This window comes from Microbacterium sp. Beta (genome assembly GCF_005502545.1).
GTDB lineage: Bacteria > Actinomycetota > Actinomycetes > Actinomycetales > Microbacteriaceae > Microbacterium > Microbacterium oxydans.
The window spans coordinates 46,269-62,410 of record NZ_SCOG01000010.1 but is presented as its reverse complement, the minus strand read 5'-3'; the positions used below and the strand labels follow the sequence as shown (position 1 = coordinate 62,410).

Sequence of the window (16,142 nt, the reverse complement as noted above, 5' to 3'; positions counted from 1 at the left end):
TTACATTAGTCACCGTTTGGTGACTAAAAACGGCAAATGGAGAATCGTGGATGTGAGAGTGCAGGACCGGAGAGGGGGGCGCGATGCCCAAGATCGTCGACCATGAGGAACGCAGGACCCACATCGCCGATGCGGCGACACAGGTGATCATCCGCGTCGGTTTCGACAACCTCACGATGCGCGAGATCGCCACGGAGGCCGGCTACGCGCATGGCGCGATCGCCCGGTACTTCCCCGACAAGAGGAGCGTCCTCACGGCGGCGTTCCTCCGTCTGTACTCGCTCGCCAACGACCGCATCCACGCCCGCATCGAGGGCGTCCGAGGACTCGAGGCTCTGGAGCGGATGTGCAGGGAGATCCTCCCCTACAGCCCGAACGGCCCGCTGTACGCCAAGGTGGTCATCGCGTTCTGGGATCATGCGTCGCAGGACGACGAGGTCACCAGGATCCACCGCGTGAACAACCTGCACTGGCGGGACCTGTTCCGCGAGTGTCTGATCGAGGCCAGGGACGACGGCGAGCTGGCCGACGGCATCGACATCGAGACCGCGGTGAACGAGATCGCGTCGCGCAATGCGGGGTGGCAGATGATCTCGGTGCTGATGCCGGATTCGGCGGGCGACGGGCGGCTGAACGACGGCCTCGACGCGCTGCTGTCGACGCTCCGTCGCCCCTCCGTCCCGCCCGCCCGCTGATCGCATCCGTCGTCCTGCCTTCAGCCTGCGAGGATGAACCGCGCGCCGCGTTCGCCGATCATGGCCGCAGGCGCGTTGGTGTTGCCGGTGGGCACGGTCGGCATGACGGAGGCGTCGACCACACGCAGCCCGTCGATCCCGCGTACCCGGAGCTGCGGATCGACCACGGACTCCTGGTCGCTGCCCATGCGGCAGGTGCCGACCTGGTGGTGGTAGGTGATGGCCGTGCGGCGCACCCAGTCCTCCACATCGTCGTCCGTCACGTCCGGCCCGGGGTACACCTCCACCGCTCCCCACTCCTCGGCGAGCGCAGGCTGTGCGCCGATGCGGCGGCACTGGCGCACGGAGGCGGCGAGGGCGTCGGCATCGCGCTGATCCTCCAGTGCCGCCAGGTCGATGTGCGGCAGGTCGTCGAGGCCGGGACCGGTGAGGCGCAGCTCGCCGCGGCTGTACGGCGTCACCAGGCCCGCCATGAGCGTGAACCCGTCGTCGCCCCGCGGTTCCAGGTCGCCCCACATCGGCACGGAGAAGTGGATGGGCTGCGTGTCCGGCTGCGCGAGGCCGTCGCGGCTGCGCCAGAACAGGTGGCTCTGCGTGACGGACACCCCCGACTGCGGCGGGCCGATGGGCGTCTTCTCGGTCGCGAAGATCACCGGGGAGAGGAGGTGGTCGTGCAGGTTCTTGCCCACCGCGGAGGCGTCGTGCACGACGGGGATGCCGAGCGCACTCAGCTCGTCGGCGGGACCGATGCCCGAGCGCAGCAGGATGACGGGCGTGCCGAGCGCTCCCGCCGACAGGACGATCTCGTCCGCGAACACTTCCTCGGTCTCATCGCCCTCCCCCAGCCGGATGCCGACCGCGCGCCCGTCGCGCACGATCACGGAGTGGACTGCGCGACCGGTGAGGATCGTCATCCGGTCGGCGACGGGCTGCGCGTAGGCCGTCCAGGTGTTGACCCGACGGCCGTCCTTGATCGTGACCTGCTCCTGTGAGACCCCGTCGAGCGTGCCCCCGTTGTAGTTCGGGTTGCGCGGCAGCCCCTCCTCGACGGCGGCGTCGATGATCGAAGCCTGGATGGGCGAGAGCGCATAATCGTCGGTCACGGGCAGCAGGTCGTTCTCGATCGCGTCGTAGATCGGCTCGACCTCGGCCCAGCCCCATCCCGTCGCGCCGGCGGCCTCCCACGCGTCGTAGTCGGAGGCCGCGCCGCGCACCCAGATCATGGCGTTCAGCGCGTGCGAGCCGCCGGTCACCTTGCCGCGAGGGAGATGCAGACGTCGACCGGCCGCGTGCGGCTGCGGCACGGTGAAGAAGTCCCAGTCCTCGGCGGAGTGCCAGAGCTCCCCCGCCCGCGACGGGTCGTGGATGGCCGGGTTCGTGTCGTAGCCGCCGGCCTCGACGAGCGTGACGGCGACCCCGGCGTCGGCGAGACGCCGGGCGACGATGGCGCCCGAGGTGCCGGCCCCGACGACGATGGCGGAGCGCACCGCGCCGCTGTTCGCCGCGGTCACGCTCAGGCCTTCCGGCCCGGTCCGGAGACGACCTGGGTGACGGCGACGGACTTGAGTCCCTCGACGCCGAACTCCAGCCCGTAGCCCGAGCTCTTCACACCGCCGAACGGCACCATGGGGTGCAGCCCACCGTGCGAGTTGATCCATACCGTGCCGGACTGCATGCGCGCAGCGACGGCGCGGGCCTCCTCCGGGTCACTGGCCCACACCGAGGCGCCAAGGCCCACGTCGAGGGCGTTCGCGAGCGCGAAGGCCTCGTCGACGTCGCTGTAGCGGATGACGGGGAGTGCGGGACCGAACTGCTCCTCCTGCACCAGCGCCGCATCGTTGTCGATGTCGGCGACGATGGTGGGCCGGTAGAACAGCTCGCCGAGGTCGGATGCCGGCTCGCCGCCGGTGACGATCCGGGCACCGCGGCTCTTCGCATCGTCGACCAGGCGGCTGACGATGTCGAACTGCGGCCGGTTCTGCAGCGGTCCGAGCACATTGCCCTCGTCGAGTCCGTTGCCCATCGGCACCTGCTCGGCGATCGCGGCGAGTGCGTCCACGACCTCGTCGTAGACGGAGTCGTGCACGTAGAGGCGCTTCATGGCTGCGCAGGTCTGTCCGGTGTTGATGAACGCCCCCCAGAAGAGGTCTTCGGCGATGGCCGACGCGTCCGTGCCGGGAAGCACGATGCCCGCGTCGTTGCCGCCCAGCTCCAGCGTGAGGCGGGCGAGGTTGCCTGCGGAGCTCTCGATGATGCGGCGACCGGTCGCTGTCGAGCCGGTGAACATGATCTTGGCGATGTCGGGGTGTGACGCGAGGCGAGCGCCCACCTCACGGTCTCCGGAGACGCCGAGCAGCACATTCGCCGGCAGCACCTCGTTCATCACCGCGATCATCGCGAGCACGCTCAGCGGGGTGTACTCGCTGGGCTTCGCGACGACCGTGTTGCCCATCCGCAGCGACGGCCCGATCTGCCAGATCGTGATCATGAGCGGCCAGTTCCACGGCCCGATGGCTCCGACGACACCAGCCGCCTTGTAGACGAGCTCGGCGTGCAGCGTCTCGTCGTCGACGAGCACCTGCGACTCGAGCACGGTGCTGGCATTGGTGCGCAGCCATGCCGAGCAGGCACCGAGCTCGAACCGCGCGTTCGGGCCGTTGAGCGGCTTCCCCTGCTCGCGCGACAGGAGGTAGGCCAGACCCTCGGCGTTCGCATCGATCGCGTCGGCCGCGGCCAGGAGCAGTTCGCTCCGTTTCTCGTGACCGAGCGCCTCCCACGCGGGCTGCGCAGCCTTCGCACGGGCGATCGCGTCGTCGAGGTCGTCCACGGCGGCGACGGGTGCCCGGCCGATGACCTCGCGGGTCGCAGCATCGGGGATCTCACGGCCCTCGCCTTCCGGCGCCTGGATGCGGTCGAGCAGCGCGGCGGCTGCGGAAGCTGCGGAATCGGACATCGGTGTCTCTCCTTCGAGCGTGGCGCTGACCGATGGCGGAGTGGCCGCCGGCCTTCCTCTCATTCTCGGATGCCCCTTCCCGCCGCACTTGTCGCGGAGCGCGCCGAAGATGTCCTCGCGCGAACGATGCGCCCGCTGGCAGGTGCGCGGCGAGCAGGCCTCCCGCGATCGGTTCGAGTCCCCGTCGCCGGTCGCGGCGTGCGCCATCGCCGCGCCGGGTCCCACCAGGCCGGCCCTCGCACCTGCGGCGCTCCCCCTCGCATGCGGATCTGCCAACCTGAGGTGTCCAACGTGCGGTGATGGTGCCAGCAGAGCGCCACCCCGTTGTCGGTGTGGGTGGGACCCCCACGGGCGTACTCCGTGACGTGGTGGATCTCGCACCAGGCGGCCGGGACGTGGCACCCGGGAATGAGGCATTCGCGGTCCCGCACGCAGATCGCGCGGCGCTGCGCCGGGGTGAAGATCCGGTCGCTCGACCCGAGCCCGACGATCCTTCCTCCGGCCCCGTAGACGACCCGCTGGATCGAACCGCCGCACGCCGTGTGCGCGGCGACGAGGGTCGAGACAGGCGTGTCGACCCCGTCGACCCGCGCCCAGCCCCGCCCCGTGGCGTAATCCTCGGCACCGACCGTGACCACGAGAGTCGGGGCAGCACCGCCCAGCCGCGGCATCTCGTTGTGTCGGGCCGCGATGCCCAGGGCCGCCGCGAGTGCATCGTGCTGCTTCTGTGCCCGCGTGCGCGCGTCGATCATCCCGCCAGGGTCCCCGGACGGAAGCACATCGTCATCCGGGGAAACCGGGGCATGCGGACTCCCGGCGTCGGAATCCTCGAGCTCCGCGGACGGCACGAAATGGACGCCGGGAAGCGGCGGACCGTCGACCCTCGGGTTCAGATACGCGTCCCAGATCCGCTGCAGCTGCCCCGCGACCTCCGGCAGCAGCGCGCCGCGAAACGGGATGACGCCGTCCTTGGCGCGCCCCAGCACCACCCCGCGAGCCCGCAACGCGATGTCCTCAGCCGGCTCCGCCCCGTCCGGGTCCAGGTACTGCACGATCAGCTGAGCTTGCACCCGCAGATCCTCGGGCGGCGGTGCCGGACCGGGCTCGTTCTCGGCACCGTCGTCGCTCTCCGCGCCACGAGCGACTCCCGCCAGATACGCGTCCGCCTCCCACCGGTCGGCGACGCGCACGCGTGGACCGGCCTGCTCGATCGGCCCGGTCGCAGCCAGCAACCCGGTCACGCCGATCGCCCCGTCGAGGAGGGCCTCGCGCAGCGCCGGCCACCGCGCCGGCAGCCACTCTCCGGAGGAGAGGTCGACATCGCGTCGCACCAACCGCGCGCCCTTCACAAGGCGCGCGGCACCCGCCGTGTCGGTGCGGAGCACACGCTGCAGCAGCTCGTTCATCGAGCGGCAGCCGAACAGTCCGCAGAACGCCGGCTCCCCCGACCCGGCAGGACGCTGATCGACGCTCGCCACGGCCTCGACGACCACGGCCTCCGCGCGTCGCTGGATCTCGCCCGCGACCCGCAGCAGGTTCATCATCTCCTGTGGGTCGAGAGCGCCCACCGCGCCCGATCGCAGAACGGCGTCGAGAGCGACGACCGTGTCGTCGAGAACCGCTGCCGGAGTGCCTTCCATACGTCGATTCAACAGAGGGCCACCGACATTCGCAGGCCGGATAACCCCCGTTCAGAGCAATATTCCAGTACGCCTGACTTACTCCTCCTGCACCCGTAGAGAGCCCAATCAACACTTCACAACACGAACCCACCTCCCCCGTCGTATCCGACAGAAGAACCCTCACACCAGGTCGGAGTCCTCGAAGATCAGGATCGTCCGTGTGGAGCGGATCGACGGGATCGCCTGGATGTCCTCCAGCACGATGCGACGGAGGTCGCGGGCGTCGTTGGCCCGCACGAGCAGCAGCACGTCGAAGTCGCCCCCGACCAGAGCCATGTGCTCGATCTCGGGGATCACCCTGAGCCGCGCGCTCACCTCCTGCCACGTGGCCTGCTCGATCGCGAGCGTCACATAGGCGCTCGCGTGGTGTCCGAGCAGTACGGGGTCGGTGCGCACCGTGTACCCCGTGATCACCCCGGCGTCGGTGAGTCGCTTGATCCGCGCGTGCGCTCCGGCGCGGGAGATGTGCACCGACTCGGCGATCGCGGTCATCGACGCGCGAGCATCCCGCCGCAGCTCAGCGATGATCGCGCGATCCGTGTCGTCGAGCGCCGCCATGGCACCCCTCTCTCCTCCGGGAAATACTGACACTTCGGAGGCCATTCTGACACGGCGAGCGCAATCGTCCATGATTGCGCAGCAGTTCTTGGATGACTGTCGCATGCGCGGCATGCTGTCCTCATCGAGTTCGGCAAGGAAGGCGGACGGATGCACCCCCATGACATGCTCCCGCGAGACACCGCGGTACGACTGATCGACGAGGACGGGACCACCCTCCCCGACGAGGCATACGCGCTCCCCGCCGCCGACGTCCTGCTCGCCGCTTACCGCGGGCTCGTCGAAGGCAGACGCATCAACGACCAGGCGGGCGCGCTCGTCCGCCAAGGCCGCCTCGCGGTCTACCCCTCGTCACATGGTCAGGAGGCATGCCAGGTGGCAGCGGCGATGGTGCTCGGTGACACCGACTGGCTCTTCCCCACGTACCGCGACTCGGTCGCGGTGATCGCCCGCGGCATCGCTCCCGCTGAGGCGATGGTGCTCCTCAAGGGCGACTGGCACTCGGGCTACGACGTGCGCGCGCACCGCGTCGCCCCGCAGGCCACCCCGCTCGCGACCCAGCTCCTGCACGCGGTCGGCTTCGCGCAGGCGGCGAGGCACCGCGGTGAGGACACCGTCGTGCTCGCGCTCTGCGGCGACGGTGCCACGAGCGAGGGCGACTTCCACGAGGCGATGAACTTCGCCGCCGTGTTCCATGTCCCGGTCGTGTTCTTCGTGCAGAACAACGAGTTCGCCATCTCGGTGCCCCTCTCCCGGCAGACCGCTGCCCCCTCCCTGGCGCACAAGGCGGTCGGCTACGGCATGCCGGGGCAGCGCGTCGACGGCAACGACGTGGCCGCGGTCCTCGCGGTACTCACGGAAGCCGTCGACCGCGCCCGCGCCGGCGGCGGCCCCTCCCTGGTCGAGGCGCACACCTATCGCATGCAGGCGCACACCAACGCCGACGACGACACCCGCTACCGCGAGCGCGAGGAAGTGCAGGCCTGGCTCGCCCGCGACCCGCTCCTGCGCCTGCGCGCGCATCTCACTGCGACAGGGGCGCTCGACGCCGCCGCCGAGGAGCGCTTCGCCTCGGGTGCCGAGGAGATCGCGGCGGCGATGAGGGCAGCGCTGAACACCGACACAGACCTCGATCCCGAAGACCTGTTCCGCTTCGTGACCGCGACCCGCTCCCCTCAGCTCGACGAGCAGTGGCACCTACTGCGCGACGAGATCGAACGCTCGCGTCTCGTCGACGCCGAGCACGCCACGACCGGAGGCCACCGATGACGATCGCACAGGACGACACGCGCATCGAGAGCGGAGCCACCACGACGACCACGATGACCATGGCCGCCGCCTTGAACAGGGCGCTGGCCGACGCCATCGAGTCGGATCCGGATGTGGTGGTCTTCGGCGAAGACGTGGGAGCCCTCGGTGGCGTCTTCCGCATCACGGATGGACTCACCGCACGTTTCGGTGAGGACCGCTGCTTCGACACCCCGCTCGCGGAGTCCGGGATCGTCGGCACCGCGGTGGGGATGGCGATGAACGGGCTGCACCCCGTGATCGAGATGCAGTTCGACGCCTTCGCCCTCCCCGCGTTCGAACAGGTCGTGAGCCATGTCGCCAAGCTCGGCAACCGCACGCGCGGTGGCATGCGCATGCCCCTGGTGATCCGCATCCCGTTCGGGGGCGGCATCGGGGGCGTCGAGCACCACTGCGACTCGTCCGAGGCCTACTACGCCCATACCCCCGGCCTCACGGTCGTCAGCCCGGCCACTCCGCAGGACGCGTACTCCCTGCTGCGTGCGGCCATCGCCTCGCCCGACCCGGTGATCTTCCTCGAGCCCAAGAAGCTGTACTGGAGCAAGGGCGAGGTCGACACCTCGGTCACCGCGGAGCTCGGTTCGGCGCGTATCGCCCGCGACGGCACGGATGTGACGCTCCTCGCGTACGGCTCGTCCGTGCCGCTCGCGCTGGAGGTCGCCGAGGTGGCCGCTGCGGAGGGGCGGAGTGTGCAGGTCGTCGACGTCCGCTCCCTCTCGCCGTTCGACGACGCCACGGTGACGGCCGCCGTGAAGTCGACAGGCCGTGCCGTGGTCATCGCGGAGGCGCCGGGCTACGTGAGCGTCGCCTCCGAGATCCAGGCACGCGTGTTCGAGCGCTGCTTCGAATACCTGGCGGCGCCCGTGCGACGGGTGACCGGATTCGACACGCCCTACGCACCTCCGAAGCTCGAGCACTGGTACCTGCCGGACGTCGACCGCGTGCTCGATGCGATCGACACCCTGCACTGGGAGGACGAATCATGAGCACTCCGGTGAAGCCGCAGACGGGCACGCGGGTGTTTCGACTGCCCGACCTCGGCGAGGGGCTGACCGAGGCCGGACTCGTGCAGTGGCTCGTCGCGGTCGGCGACACCATCGTGACGGACCAGCCGATCGCCGAGGTCGAGACCGCGAAGAGCATCGTGGAGCTGCCGTCGCCGTTCGCCGGAGTCATCACGGCTCTGCACGGCACCGCCGGGGACACGATCGACGTCGGCGCCCCCGTGCTCGAGGTGGCGGACTCCCCGTCTTCCGCGGCGGCTCCCGAATCACCGGCGACTCCCGCTCCACCGGCCCAGCCCGAGCACGAGGCGTACCGCGAGGAGGAACGCGCGGGCTCAGGGAACGTCCTCATCGGCTACGGCACCACCGCTCGTGCGACCAAGGGACGGCGGCGCCCCCCGGTCGCATCGACGACGATTCACCCCGCATCGACGACGATCCACTCCGCATCGGGGACGCTTGCGGGCACTTCGCCCGCTGGATCGTCCGAGCGGCACCCCGTCGCCGTCCGCTCCCCGCTCGTGCGTCGTCTCGCGCGAGACCTCGGTCTCGACGTCCACTCGATCACAGCGACCGGCGCCGATGGTGCCATCACCCGCGCCGACGTGCTGCGTGCCGCGGTGGACGGCGCGGTCGACGCAGTGGCCGACGGCGCCTCCGCACACGACAGCGGCCGGACGACGCCAGGAACAGGCGTGGGCCCCGAAGCAGGCGAGACGGTCGACGGTCTCGAGGTGCGCGCGCGCGAGCGGATGTCGCCGCTGCGCAGGGCTGTCAGCGCGAAGCTCTCCCGCAGCCGGTCCGAGATCCCCGAGGCCACGGTCTGGGTGGATGTCGACGCCACCGAGCTGTGGGATCTGCGTGCGCGGATGGCTCCGGAGGGAGGCAAGGCGCCGTCGGTGACCGCACTGCTCGCCCGCTTCGTCCTGCTCGCCCTCGAGGAGTACCCCGTGCTGGCCTCGCGCCTCAGCGAGAACGGGGACGAGATCCTCTCCTTCGACGGAGTGAACCTCGGCATCGCCGCCGACACCGAACGAGGGCTCCTGGTCCCGGTCGTCCCCCGCGCCCATGACCTCTCCGTGACCCAGCTCGACTCAGCGCTGCGCGAACTCACCACCACGGCCCGCTCCGGCGCGATGCCACCGGAACGGCTGCGGGGATCGACCTTCACGCTCAACAATTACGGAGGCCTGGGCGTTGACGGCTCAGCCGCGATCATCAACCACCCCGACGTGGCCATCCTCGGGATCGGCCGGATCATCGAGCGCCCGTGGGTCGTGGACGGAGCGATCGTCGCCCGCCGCATCGTGCAGATCTCGCTGGTGTTCGACCATCGGGTATGCGACGGAGGCTACGCCGCGGGCTTCCTGCGCCGGGTGACCGAACTCATCGAGCATCCGTTGCGGGCATTCGGGAGGATCTGACGAGAGGTCCCTCGACCTCGATCCGAGGGCCACCATGCGCTACGCTCGGCAATTACTGACCGATCATTCGGTTAGGAAAGTCCCGAGCACCGCACAGTGCTCTCTCCCCCGGAATCGCAGAACAATGGAGTTCTCATGACGTCAGCAGTCTCCGACCGCACCCCATCCACACGGATGCCCGCCGAAGAACGGCGCGTACTCGCCGGCACCCTCGTGGGCACGTCGATCGAGTGGTACGACTTCTTCATCTACGCGCAAGCAGCGGGGTTGGTGCTCGCGCCCCTCTTCCTGGCTCCGATCGCACAGGAGAACCCCGGCTTCGCCCAGGTGCTCTCGTTCGCGACAATCGGCATCTCCTTCCTCTTCCGCCCGCTCGGCGCGATCGTCGCGGGCCACCTCGGCGACAAGCTCGGTCGCAAGAAGATGCTCGTGCTCACCCTCGTCATGATGGGCCTGTCCACGTCGTTGATAGGCCTCCTTCCGACGTATGCCGCGATCGGCGTGGCCGCGCCCATCCTGCTGATCCTGCTCCGCATCGTGCAGGGATTCTCCGCGGGTGGCGAATGGGGCGGAGCCGCCCTGATGGCCGTCGAGCACGCGCCGAACAGCCGCAGAGGACTCTTCGGGGCGTTCCCGCAGATCGGCGTCCCCGTCGGCATGATCCTTGCCACTTCCACCCTGTGGGTGCTCACCAGTTCGATGTCGCCGGAGGCCTTCCTCGAGTGGGGCTGGCGCATCCCCTTCCTGCTCTCGATCGTGCTCATCGCAGTCGGCTACGTGATCCGACGCGCGGTCGATGAGAGCCCGGTGTTCGAGGACCTGCGGCGCCGCCGCAAGGAGGCATCCGCTCCCCTGCGCCGGCTCTTCCGTCAGAACACCAAGCAGGTCGTCCTCACCGCGATCATCTTCATCGCGAACAACGCGGCGGGGTACCTGCTCATCGCGTTCTTCGCGACCTACGCCGTCACCACCCTCGGCATGGACCGACCCCCGGTGCTGCTGGCGACCACCCTCGCCTCGTTCGGGTGGCTCATCTTCACCCTGTGGGGCGGACACCTCTCCGACCGGCTCGGCCGCATCCGCACGTTCCAGATCGGCTACGTGGCGCTCGCACTCTGGGCGGTGCCGATGTGGTTCCTCATCGACACCGCGAACATCCTCTGGTACTTCGTGGCACTGTTCGTGATGACGTTCGCGCTCGGACTCTCTTACGGCCCGCAGGCAGCCCTGTACGCGGAGATGTTCCCCGCGAACGTGCGCTATTCGGGCGTCTCCATCGGCTACGCCCTCGGTGCGATCCTCGGCGGAGCGTTCGCGCCGATGATCGCGGAGGCGCTGATGAACCAGTTCCACGCGGCCTGGACGATCGGCGTGTACATCGCGGTGGCATCCGTGATCTCACTGATCGGCGTCTCGCTCGTCAAGGAGACGAAGGGCGTGGACCTGCTCAGCTGAAGCCGCCCCGATCGCGGCGCCGGCCACACCTGTGACATAATTACCGGACGATCGGTCAGTAATTCGGGCCGATCGTCCGGACAACGGGCAACCCGTCGAGACAACGCAGTCAGGAGTTCCGCATGACCGAGGCCTACCTCGTCGGAGGCGTACGCACCCCGGTCGGTCGCTACGGCGGAGCCCTAGCCTCCGTCCGTCCCGACGACCTCGCAGCGATCGTCGTCCGCGAGGCCGCGCGACGCGCAGGCGTCGACCCCCTCCAGGCGGAGATCGACGAGGTCATCCTCGGCGCCGCGAACCAGGCGGGCGAGGACAACCGCAATGTCGCCAGGATGGCGGTCCTGCTCGCCGGCCTTCCCGACAGCGTCCCCGGCATCACGGTCAATCGACTGTGTGCCTCCGGCATGTCCGCCGTCACGATCGCCGCTCAGGCGATCCGAGCCGGCGACGCCGACCTCATCATCGCCGGCGGCGTCGAATCGATGACCCGCGCACCCTGGGTGCAGGCCAAGCCCGAGAAGGCATGGGCGAAGCCCGGCGCCGCGTTCGACACCTCGATCGGCTGGCGATTCCCGAACCCGCGGCTCCTGGCCCGCGAGAAGGCGACGTACACGATGCCGGAGACCGCGGAGGAGGTCGCGCGCGTCGACGGCATCGGACGCGAAGAGGCGGACGCGTTCGCCCTGCGCTCGCAGCAACGGGCCGCCGCGGCGATCGCAGTCGGACGGTTCGAGGCGGAGATCGTCGGAGTCCCCGTCGGCTCGGGTGAGGTGCTCGTGGACGAGGGCCCTCGACCGGAGACGACGCTCGAAGGCCTCGCCCGACTGCGGCCCGTCGTCGCGGGCGGTCAGGTCGTCACCGCCGGAAACTCCAGCGCGCTCAACGACGGTGCCTCCGCGATCATGGTCGCGAGCGCGGAGGCGGTCGAGCGGCACGGGCTGACACCGCGGGCGCGGATCGTCGTCGGCACCAGCGCAGGACTCGCGCCCGAGATCATGGGCCTCGGACCGGTGCCCGCCACGGAGAAGGCGCTGCAGCGCGCCCGGCTCTCCATCGACGACATCGGCTCCGTCGAGCTCAACGAAGCGTTCGCCACCCAGTCCATCGCCTGCCTCCGACGCCTCGGGCTGGACGAATCCCGCGTGAACGCCGACGGCGGAGCGATCGCGCTCGGTCACCCGCTCGGCTCGTCCGGCTCCCGCCTTCTGGTCACGCTCCTCGGACGCATGGAGCGCGAGGGCTCCCGCTACGGACTCGCCACCATGTGCGTCGGCGTCGGCCAGGGCGCTGCTCTGATCGTGGAGAAGGTGTGATGCCGCGGTCTCCCCTCGGCGATACGCAGGCGCACGACGAACCCCTGCTCGTCGAAAGGCGTCACGACCGCGTGGTCGCCACCCTCAATCGGCCGCACAAGCGCAACGCGATCGACCAGGCCACGATCGACGCGCTGCACGCGCTGTGCGCCGAGCTGGAGACCGTGCCGCTCCCGCTGATCCTCACCGGCGCCGGCGGGGTCTTCGCGGCGGGTGCCGACATCGCCGAACTGCGCGAACGGCATGCCGCCGACGCGCTGCGCGGGATCAACGCTCACGCGTTCGTCCGACTCGCCGAACTGCCGATGCCCGTCATCGCGGCGATCGACGGCTACGCGCTCGGCGGTGGAGCCGAGCTCGCCTACGCGGCAGACATCCGCATCGGGACGCCGACGCTCGCGATCGGCAACCCGGAGACCGGGCTGGGCATCCTCGCAGCGGCCGGCGCGAGCTGGCGTCTCAAGGAGATCGTCGGCGACGCCAGGGCGATCGAGCTGCTGCTCACGGGTCGCACGGTGAAGGCAGAGGAGGCGCTGCGCATCGGGCTGGTCTCGGCGATCCACGAGACGACGGACCTGCTGCCGACCGCCCACGCCATCGTCGACCGCATCGCCCGCAACGACCCCACAGCGACCATCGCGACCAAGCGGGTGTTCCGGGCACCCCGCGACCACCACCCCGCCGCCGATCTGGAAGCCCAGGCCGAGCTCTTCGAGAGCCCGGAGAAGTTCCGACGGATGACCGACTTCCTCGAACGGAGAGACCGATGACCGAGAGCACGTTCATCGCGCCCGAACAGGTGGGGGTGCTCGGCGGCGGACGTATGGGCGCGGGCATCGCGCACGCCTTCCTGCTCGCCGGCTCCCGGGTCGGCATCGTCGAACGCGACGCCGACGCGGCGGAGGCGGCCACGGCACGCGTGCTCGAGTCCATCGACGCCTCGGTCGCACGCGGCACGGCCCTCGACTCCCCCGAGGCCTATCGGGCGCGCCTGACCACGGGCACGGATGCCGCCCTGTTCGCGCAGTGCACGCTCGTCGTCGAAGCCGTTCCGGAGGACCTCGCCCTCAAGGTCGACGCGCTCCGTCGGGTCGAGGCGCAGATCGCACCGGACGCCGCCATCGCCTCGAACACCTCGTCCATCTCGATCGATGAGCTGGCCGCGGTGCTCGATCGCCCCTCGCGGCTGCTGGGCATGCACTTCTTCAATCCGGTGCCCGCCTCCACCCTCGTCGAGATCGTCCATGGTGCGAGCACCGCTCCTGCGCTCGTCGATGCCGCCCGCGGCTGGGTGGCCGCCATCGGCAAGACACCGATCGTCGTGGCCGATGCTCCCGGATTCGCGTCGTCCCGCCTCGGCGTCGCGATCGGGCTCGAGGCGATCCGCATGCTGGAGGAAGGTGTGGCCTCCGCCGAGGACATCGACGCCGCGATGACGCTCGGATACAAGCACCCCGTCGGTCCGCTGCGGCTCACCGACATCGTGGGCCTCGACGTGCGCCTGGGCATCGCCGAGTACCTCTCCGCACAGCTGGGTGAGCGCTTCGAACCTCCGGCCCTACTGCGACGCCTGGTCGCCGAAGGCCACCTCGGCCGCAAGAGCGGACGCGGCTTCTACGAATGGGACGCCTCAGGAAGGGAACAGAAATGATCGAGATCCTCCCCAGCTACGTCGAGGGAGCGTGGTGGACGCCGTCGTCCGACGCCGAGGCCACGGATGTCCGTGACGCCTCAACGGGAGAGGTCGTCGCCCGCGTCTCGACCGACGGGCTCGATCTGGGGCCCGTGCTCGACCACGCCCGCACCGTGGGACAGGCGTCGCTGGGAGAGCTCACATTCCATCAGCGCGCCGTGGTGCTCAAGCAGCTCGCCCTCGCCCTCACCGAGCGCAAGGCCGAGCTGTACGAGCTGTCCAGCCGCACCGGTGCCACAGCGCAGGACTCCTGGGTCGACATCGACGGCGGGATCGGCGTGCTGTTCGCGTACTCCAGCAAGGGCCGGCGCGAGCTGCCCAACGCGAAAGTGTACGTCGACGGGGGTGTCGAGAACCTCTCCAAGGACGGCTCGTTCCTCGGCCGCCACATCTACACGCGACTCCGCGGCGTCGCCGTGCAGATCAACGCCTTCAACTTCCCGGTCTGGGGGTCTCTCGAGAAGTTCGCACCCGCGTTCCTCGCCGGCGTCCCCACCGTCGTGAAGCCGGCCACCCCCACCGGATACCTCGCCGAGGCCATGGTGCGCGTGATGGTGGAATCGGGGCTCCTCCCCGACGGGTCGCTGCAGCTGGTCTCCGGCAGCGTGCCGGGTCTCTTCGACGAACTGCGGCTGGGCGATCTGGTCGCCTTCACCGGCTCCGCGTCGACCGCCGAGAGCCTGCGTGCCCACGATGCCGTGCAGACGGGAGGGGTGCGCTTCACGAGCGAGACCGACTCGATCAACGCGTCGGTCCTCGGAACGGATGCCGTCTCGGGCACGCCGGAGTTCGATGCGTACGTCAAGCAGCTGGTCGCCGAGATGACCACGAAGGCCGGGCAGAAGTGCACCGCGATCCGCCGGGCGATCGTGCCGGCGGAAGCTGTCGACGACGTGATCGCCGCGGTCCGCGAGCGGCTGTCGTCGCGCGTGATCCTCGGCGACCCGCGCGCCGAAGGGGTGACCATGGGCCCGCTCGCCTCCACCGCGCAGCGTGAGGAGGTGCTGCGTCAGGTCGACCGCCTGCAGGCCGGCGGCGGCGAGCTGGTGATCGGCACGACCGAAGCGCCGATCGTCCGCCATGCCGACGGCACCGAAGGAGCAGCCCCCGACGGCGCCTTCGTGGCGCCGATGCTGCTGCGCTTCCCCGATCCCACGAGCCCCGCCGTGAACGAGATCGAGGCGTTCGGACCGGTGTCGAGCATCGTCGGCTATCGCACCCTCGACGAGGCGAGCAGCCTCGTGGCTCGCGGCGGCGGCTCGCTCGTGACGAGCGTGGCGACGCACGACCCGGAGGTGGCCGTCGCCCTCGCCACCGGCATGGCCGCCTACAACGGGCGCGTCCTCTTCCTCGACCGGGACGACGCCCGCACCTCGACGGGGCACGGCTCTCCACTCCCGAACCTCGTGCACGGTGGCCCGGGCCGCGCGGGCGGAGGTGAGGAGCTCGGCGGCATCCGGGCGGTGCTGCACCACATGCAGCGCACCGCGGTGCAGGGTTCCCCGGAGATGATGACCGCCCTCACGGGAGTCTGGCACCAGGGCGCGAGCTCGCGCCCGTACGAGCGGGGCGACGGCGTGCACCCGTTCCGAAAGTCGCTGGCCGAACTGCACGTCGGCGATCAGGTGGCCAGCGGCTCGCGCACGGTGACCCTCGACGACATCGAGACGTTCGCGGCGTTCACCGGCGACACGTTCTACGCGCACATGGACGAGGACGCTGCCTCCGCGAACCCGTTCTTCCCCGGACGCGTGGCGCACGGATACCTGCTGGTGTCGTGGGCTGCGGGACTGTTCGTCGACCCGGCTCCCGGCCCCGTGCTGGCGAACTCCGGGCTGGAGAATCTGCGATTCGTCACGCCCGTCTCCCCCGGCGACGACATCAGGGTCGAGCTGACCGCGAAGCAGATCACCCCAAGGGAGACCGACGAGTACGGGGAGGTGCGGTGGGATGCGGTGCTGAAGAACCAGCACGATGACATCGTGGCCACGTACGACGTGCTCACCCTGGTGGCGAAGGAGCGGGCGGCGGCGTGACGCTGAGCGCGGGAGCCCCGG

At 69.9% G+C, this 16,142-nt stretch carries 13 protein-coding genes; 9 read left to right on the top strand and 4 right to left on the bottom strand.

Features of this window, described 5'->3' with window-relative positions:
• The first annotated feature begins 83 nt into the window (after nucleotides 1-83).
• Nucleotides 84-695, top strand: a complete 612-nt coding sequence (locus tag FFS56_RS11775) for a TetR/AcrR family transcriptional regulator (RefSeq protein WP_127011927.1) — start codon at nucleotides 84-86, stop codon at nucleotides 693-695.
• 20 nt (nucleotides 696-715) lie between these two features.
• Here the strand turns inward: FFS56_RS11775 and FFS56_RS11770 are convergent, their stop codons facing one another.
• The 4 genes from FFS56_RS11770 to FFS56_RS11755 form a co-directional block, all read right to left on the bottom strand.
• Entirely contained in the window at nucleotides 716-2,206 is a 1,491-nt protein-coding gene (locus tag FFS56_RS11770; RefSeq protein ID WP_127011926.1) for an FAD-dependent oxidoreductase, read from the bottom strand.
• A 2-nt stretch (nucleotides 2,207-2,208) separates the two neighbouring features.
• On the bottom strand, nucleotides 2,209-3,648 hold the full coding sequence (locus tag FFS56_RS11765; protein ID WP_127011925.1) for an aldehyde dehydrogenase family protein: 1,440 nt from the start codon (nucleotides 3,646-3,648) through the stop codon (nucleotides 2,209-2,211).
• Nucleotides 3,649-3,707: 59 nt separating this feature from the next.
• Nucleotides 3,708-5,288 (bottom strand): HNH endonuclease signature motif containing protein, encoded by a 1,581-nt coding sequence (locus FFS56_RS11760; protein ID WP_127011924.1) that lies wholly within the window; start codon nucleotides 5,286-5,288, stop codon nucleotides 3,708-3,710.
• A gap of 162 nt (nucleotides 5,289-5,450) precedes the next feature.
• Complete coding sequence (locus FFS56_RS11755; RefSeq protein WP_127011923.1) at nucleotides 5,451-5,888, bottom strand: Lrp/AsnC family transcriptional regulator; 438 nt, start codon at nucleotides 5,886-5,888, stop codon at nucleotides 5,451-5,453.
• A 150-nt stretch (nucleotides 5,889-6,038) separates the two neighbouring features.
• Here FFS56_RS11755 and FFS56_RS11750 point away from each other — a divergent pair, with 150 nt between their 5' ends.
• The 8 genes from FFS56_RS11750 to paaZ all read left to right on the top strand — a co-directional run bounded on the left by FFS56_RS11750 (nucleotide 6,039) and on the right by paaZ (nucleotide 16,121).
• A complete protein-coding gene (locus FFS56_RS11750) occupies nucleotides 6,039-7,157 on the top strand; it encodes a thiamine pyrophosphate-dependent enzyme (RefSeq protein ID WP_046748877.1) in 1,119 nt (372 codons plus the stop codon).
• Entirely contained in the window at nucleotides 7,154-8,182 is a 1,029-nt protein-coding gene (locus FFS56_RS11745; protein WP_127011922.1) for an alpha-ketoacid dehydrogenase subunit beta, read from the top strand. The genes FFS56_RS11750 and FFS56_RS11745 overlap by 4 nt, the downstream gene beginning before the upstream one ends.
• Nucleotides 8,179-9,624: a dihydrolipoamide acetyltransferase family protein gene (locus tag FFS56_RS11740; RefSeq protein ID WP_127011921.1), complete on the top strand. Its 1,446-nt coding sequence runs from the start codon at nucleotides 8,179-8,181 to the stop codon at nucleotides 9,622-9,624. Before FFS56_RS11745 ends, FFS56_RS11740 begins: the two co-directional genes overlap by 4 nt.
• Nucleotides 9,625-9,759: 135 nt before the next feature.
• Entirely contained in the window at nucleotides 9,760-11,079 is a 1,320-nt protein-coding gene (locus FFS56_RS11735) for an MFS transporter (RefSeq protein WP_046748874.1), read from the top strand.
• Nucleotides 11,080-11,201: 122 nt separating this feature from the next.
• On the top strand, nucleotides 11,202-12,392 hold the full coding sequence (locus FFS56_RS11730; RefSeq protein WP_127011920.1) for an acetyl-CoA C-acyltransferase: 1,191 nt from the start codon (nucleotides 11,202-11,204) through the stop codon (nucleotides 12,390-12,392).
• A complete protein-coding gene (locus tag FFS56_RS11725; protein ID WP_127011919.1) occupies nucleotides 12,392-13,162 on the top strand; it encodes an enoyl-CoA hydratase/isomerase family protein in 771 nt (256 codons plus the stop codon). The genes FFS56_RS11730 and FFS56_RS11725 overlap by 1 nt, the downstream gene beginning before the upstream one ends.
• Nucleotides 13,159-14,043 (top strand): 3-hydroxyacyl-CoA dehydrogenase family protein, encoded by an 885-nt coding sequence (locus FFS56_RS11720; RefSeq protein ID WP_058632478.1) that lies wholly within the window; start codon nucleotides 13,159-13,161, stop codon nucleotides 14,041-14,043. Before FFS56_RS11725 ends, FFS56_RS11720 begins: the two co-directional genes overlap by 4 nt.
• On the top strand, nucleotides 14,040-16,121 hold the full coding sequence (gene paaZ, locus FFS56_RS11715; protein WP_127011918.1) for a phenylacetic acid degradation bifunctional protein PaaZ: 2,082 nt from the start codon (nucleotides 14,040-14,042) through the stop codon (nucleotides 16,119-16,121). The genes FFS56_RS11720 and paaZ overlap by 4 nt, the downstream gene beginning before the upstream one ends.
• The last annotated feature ends 21 nt before the right edge of the window (nucleotides 16,122-16,142 follow it).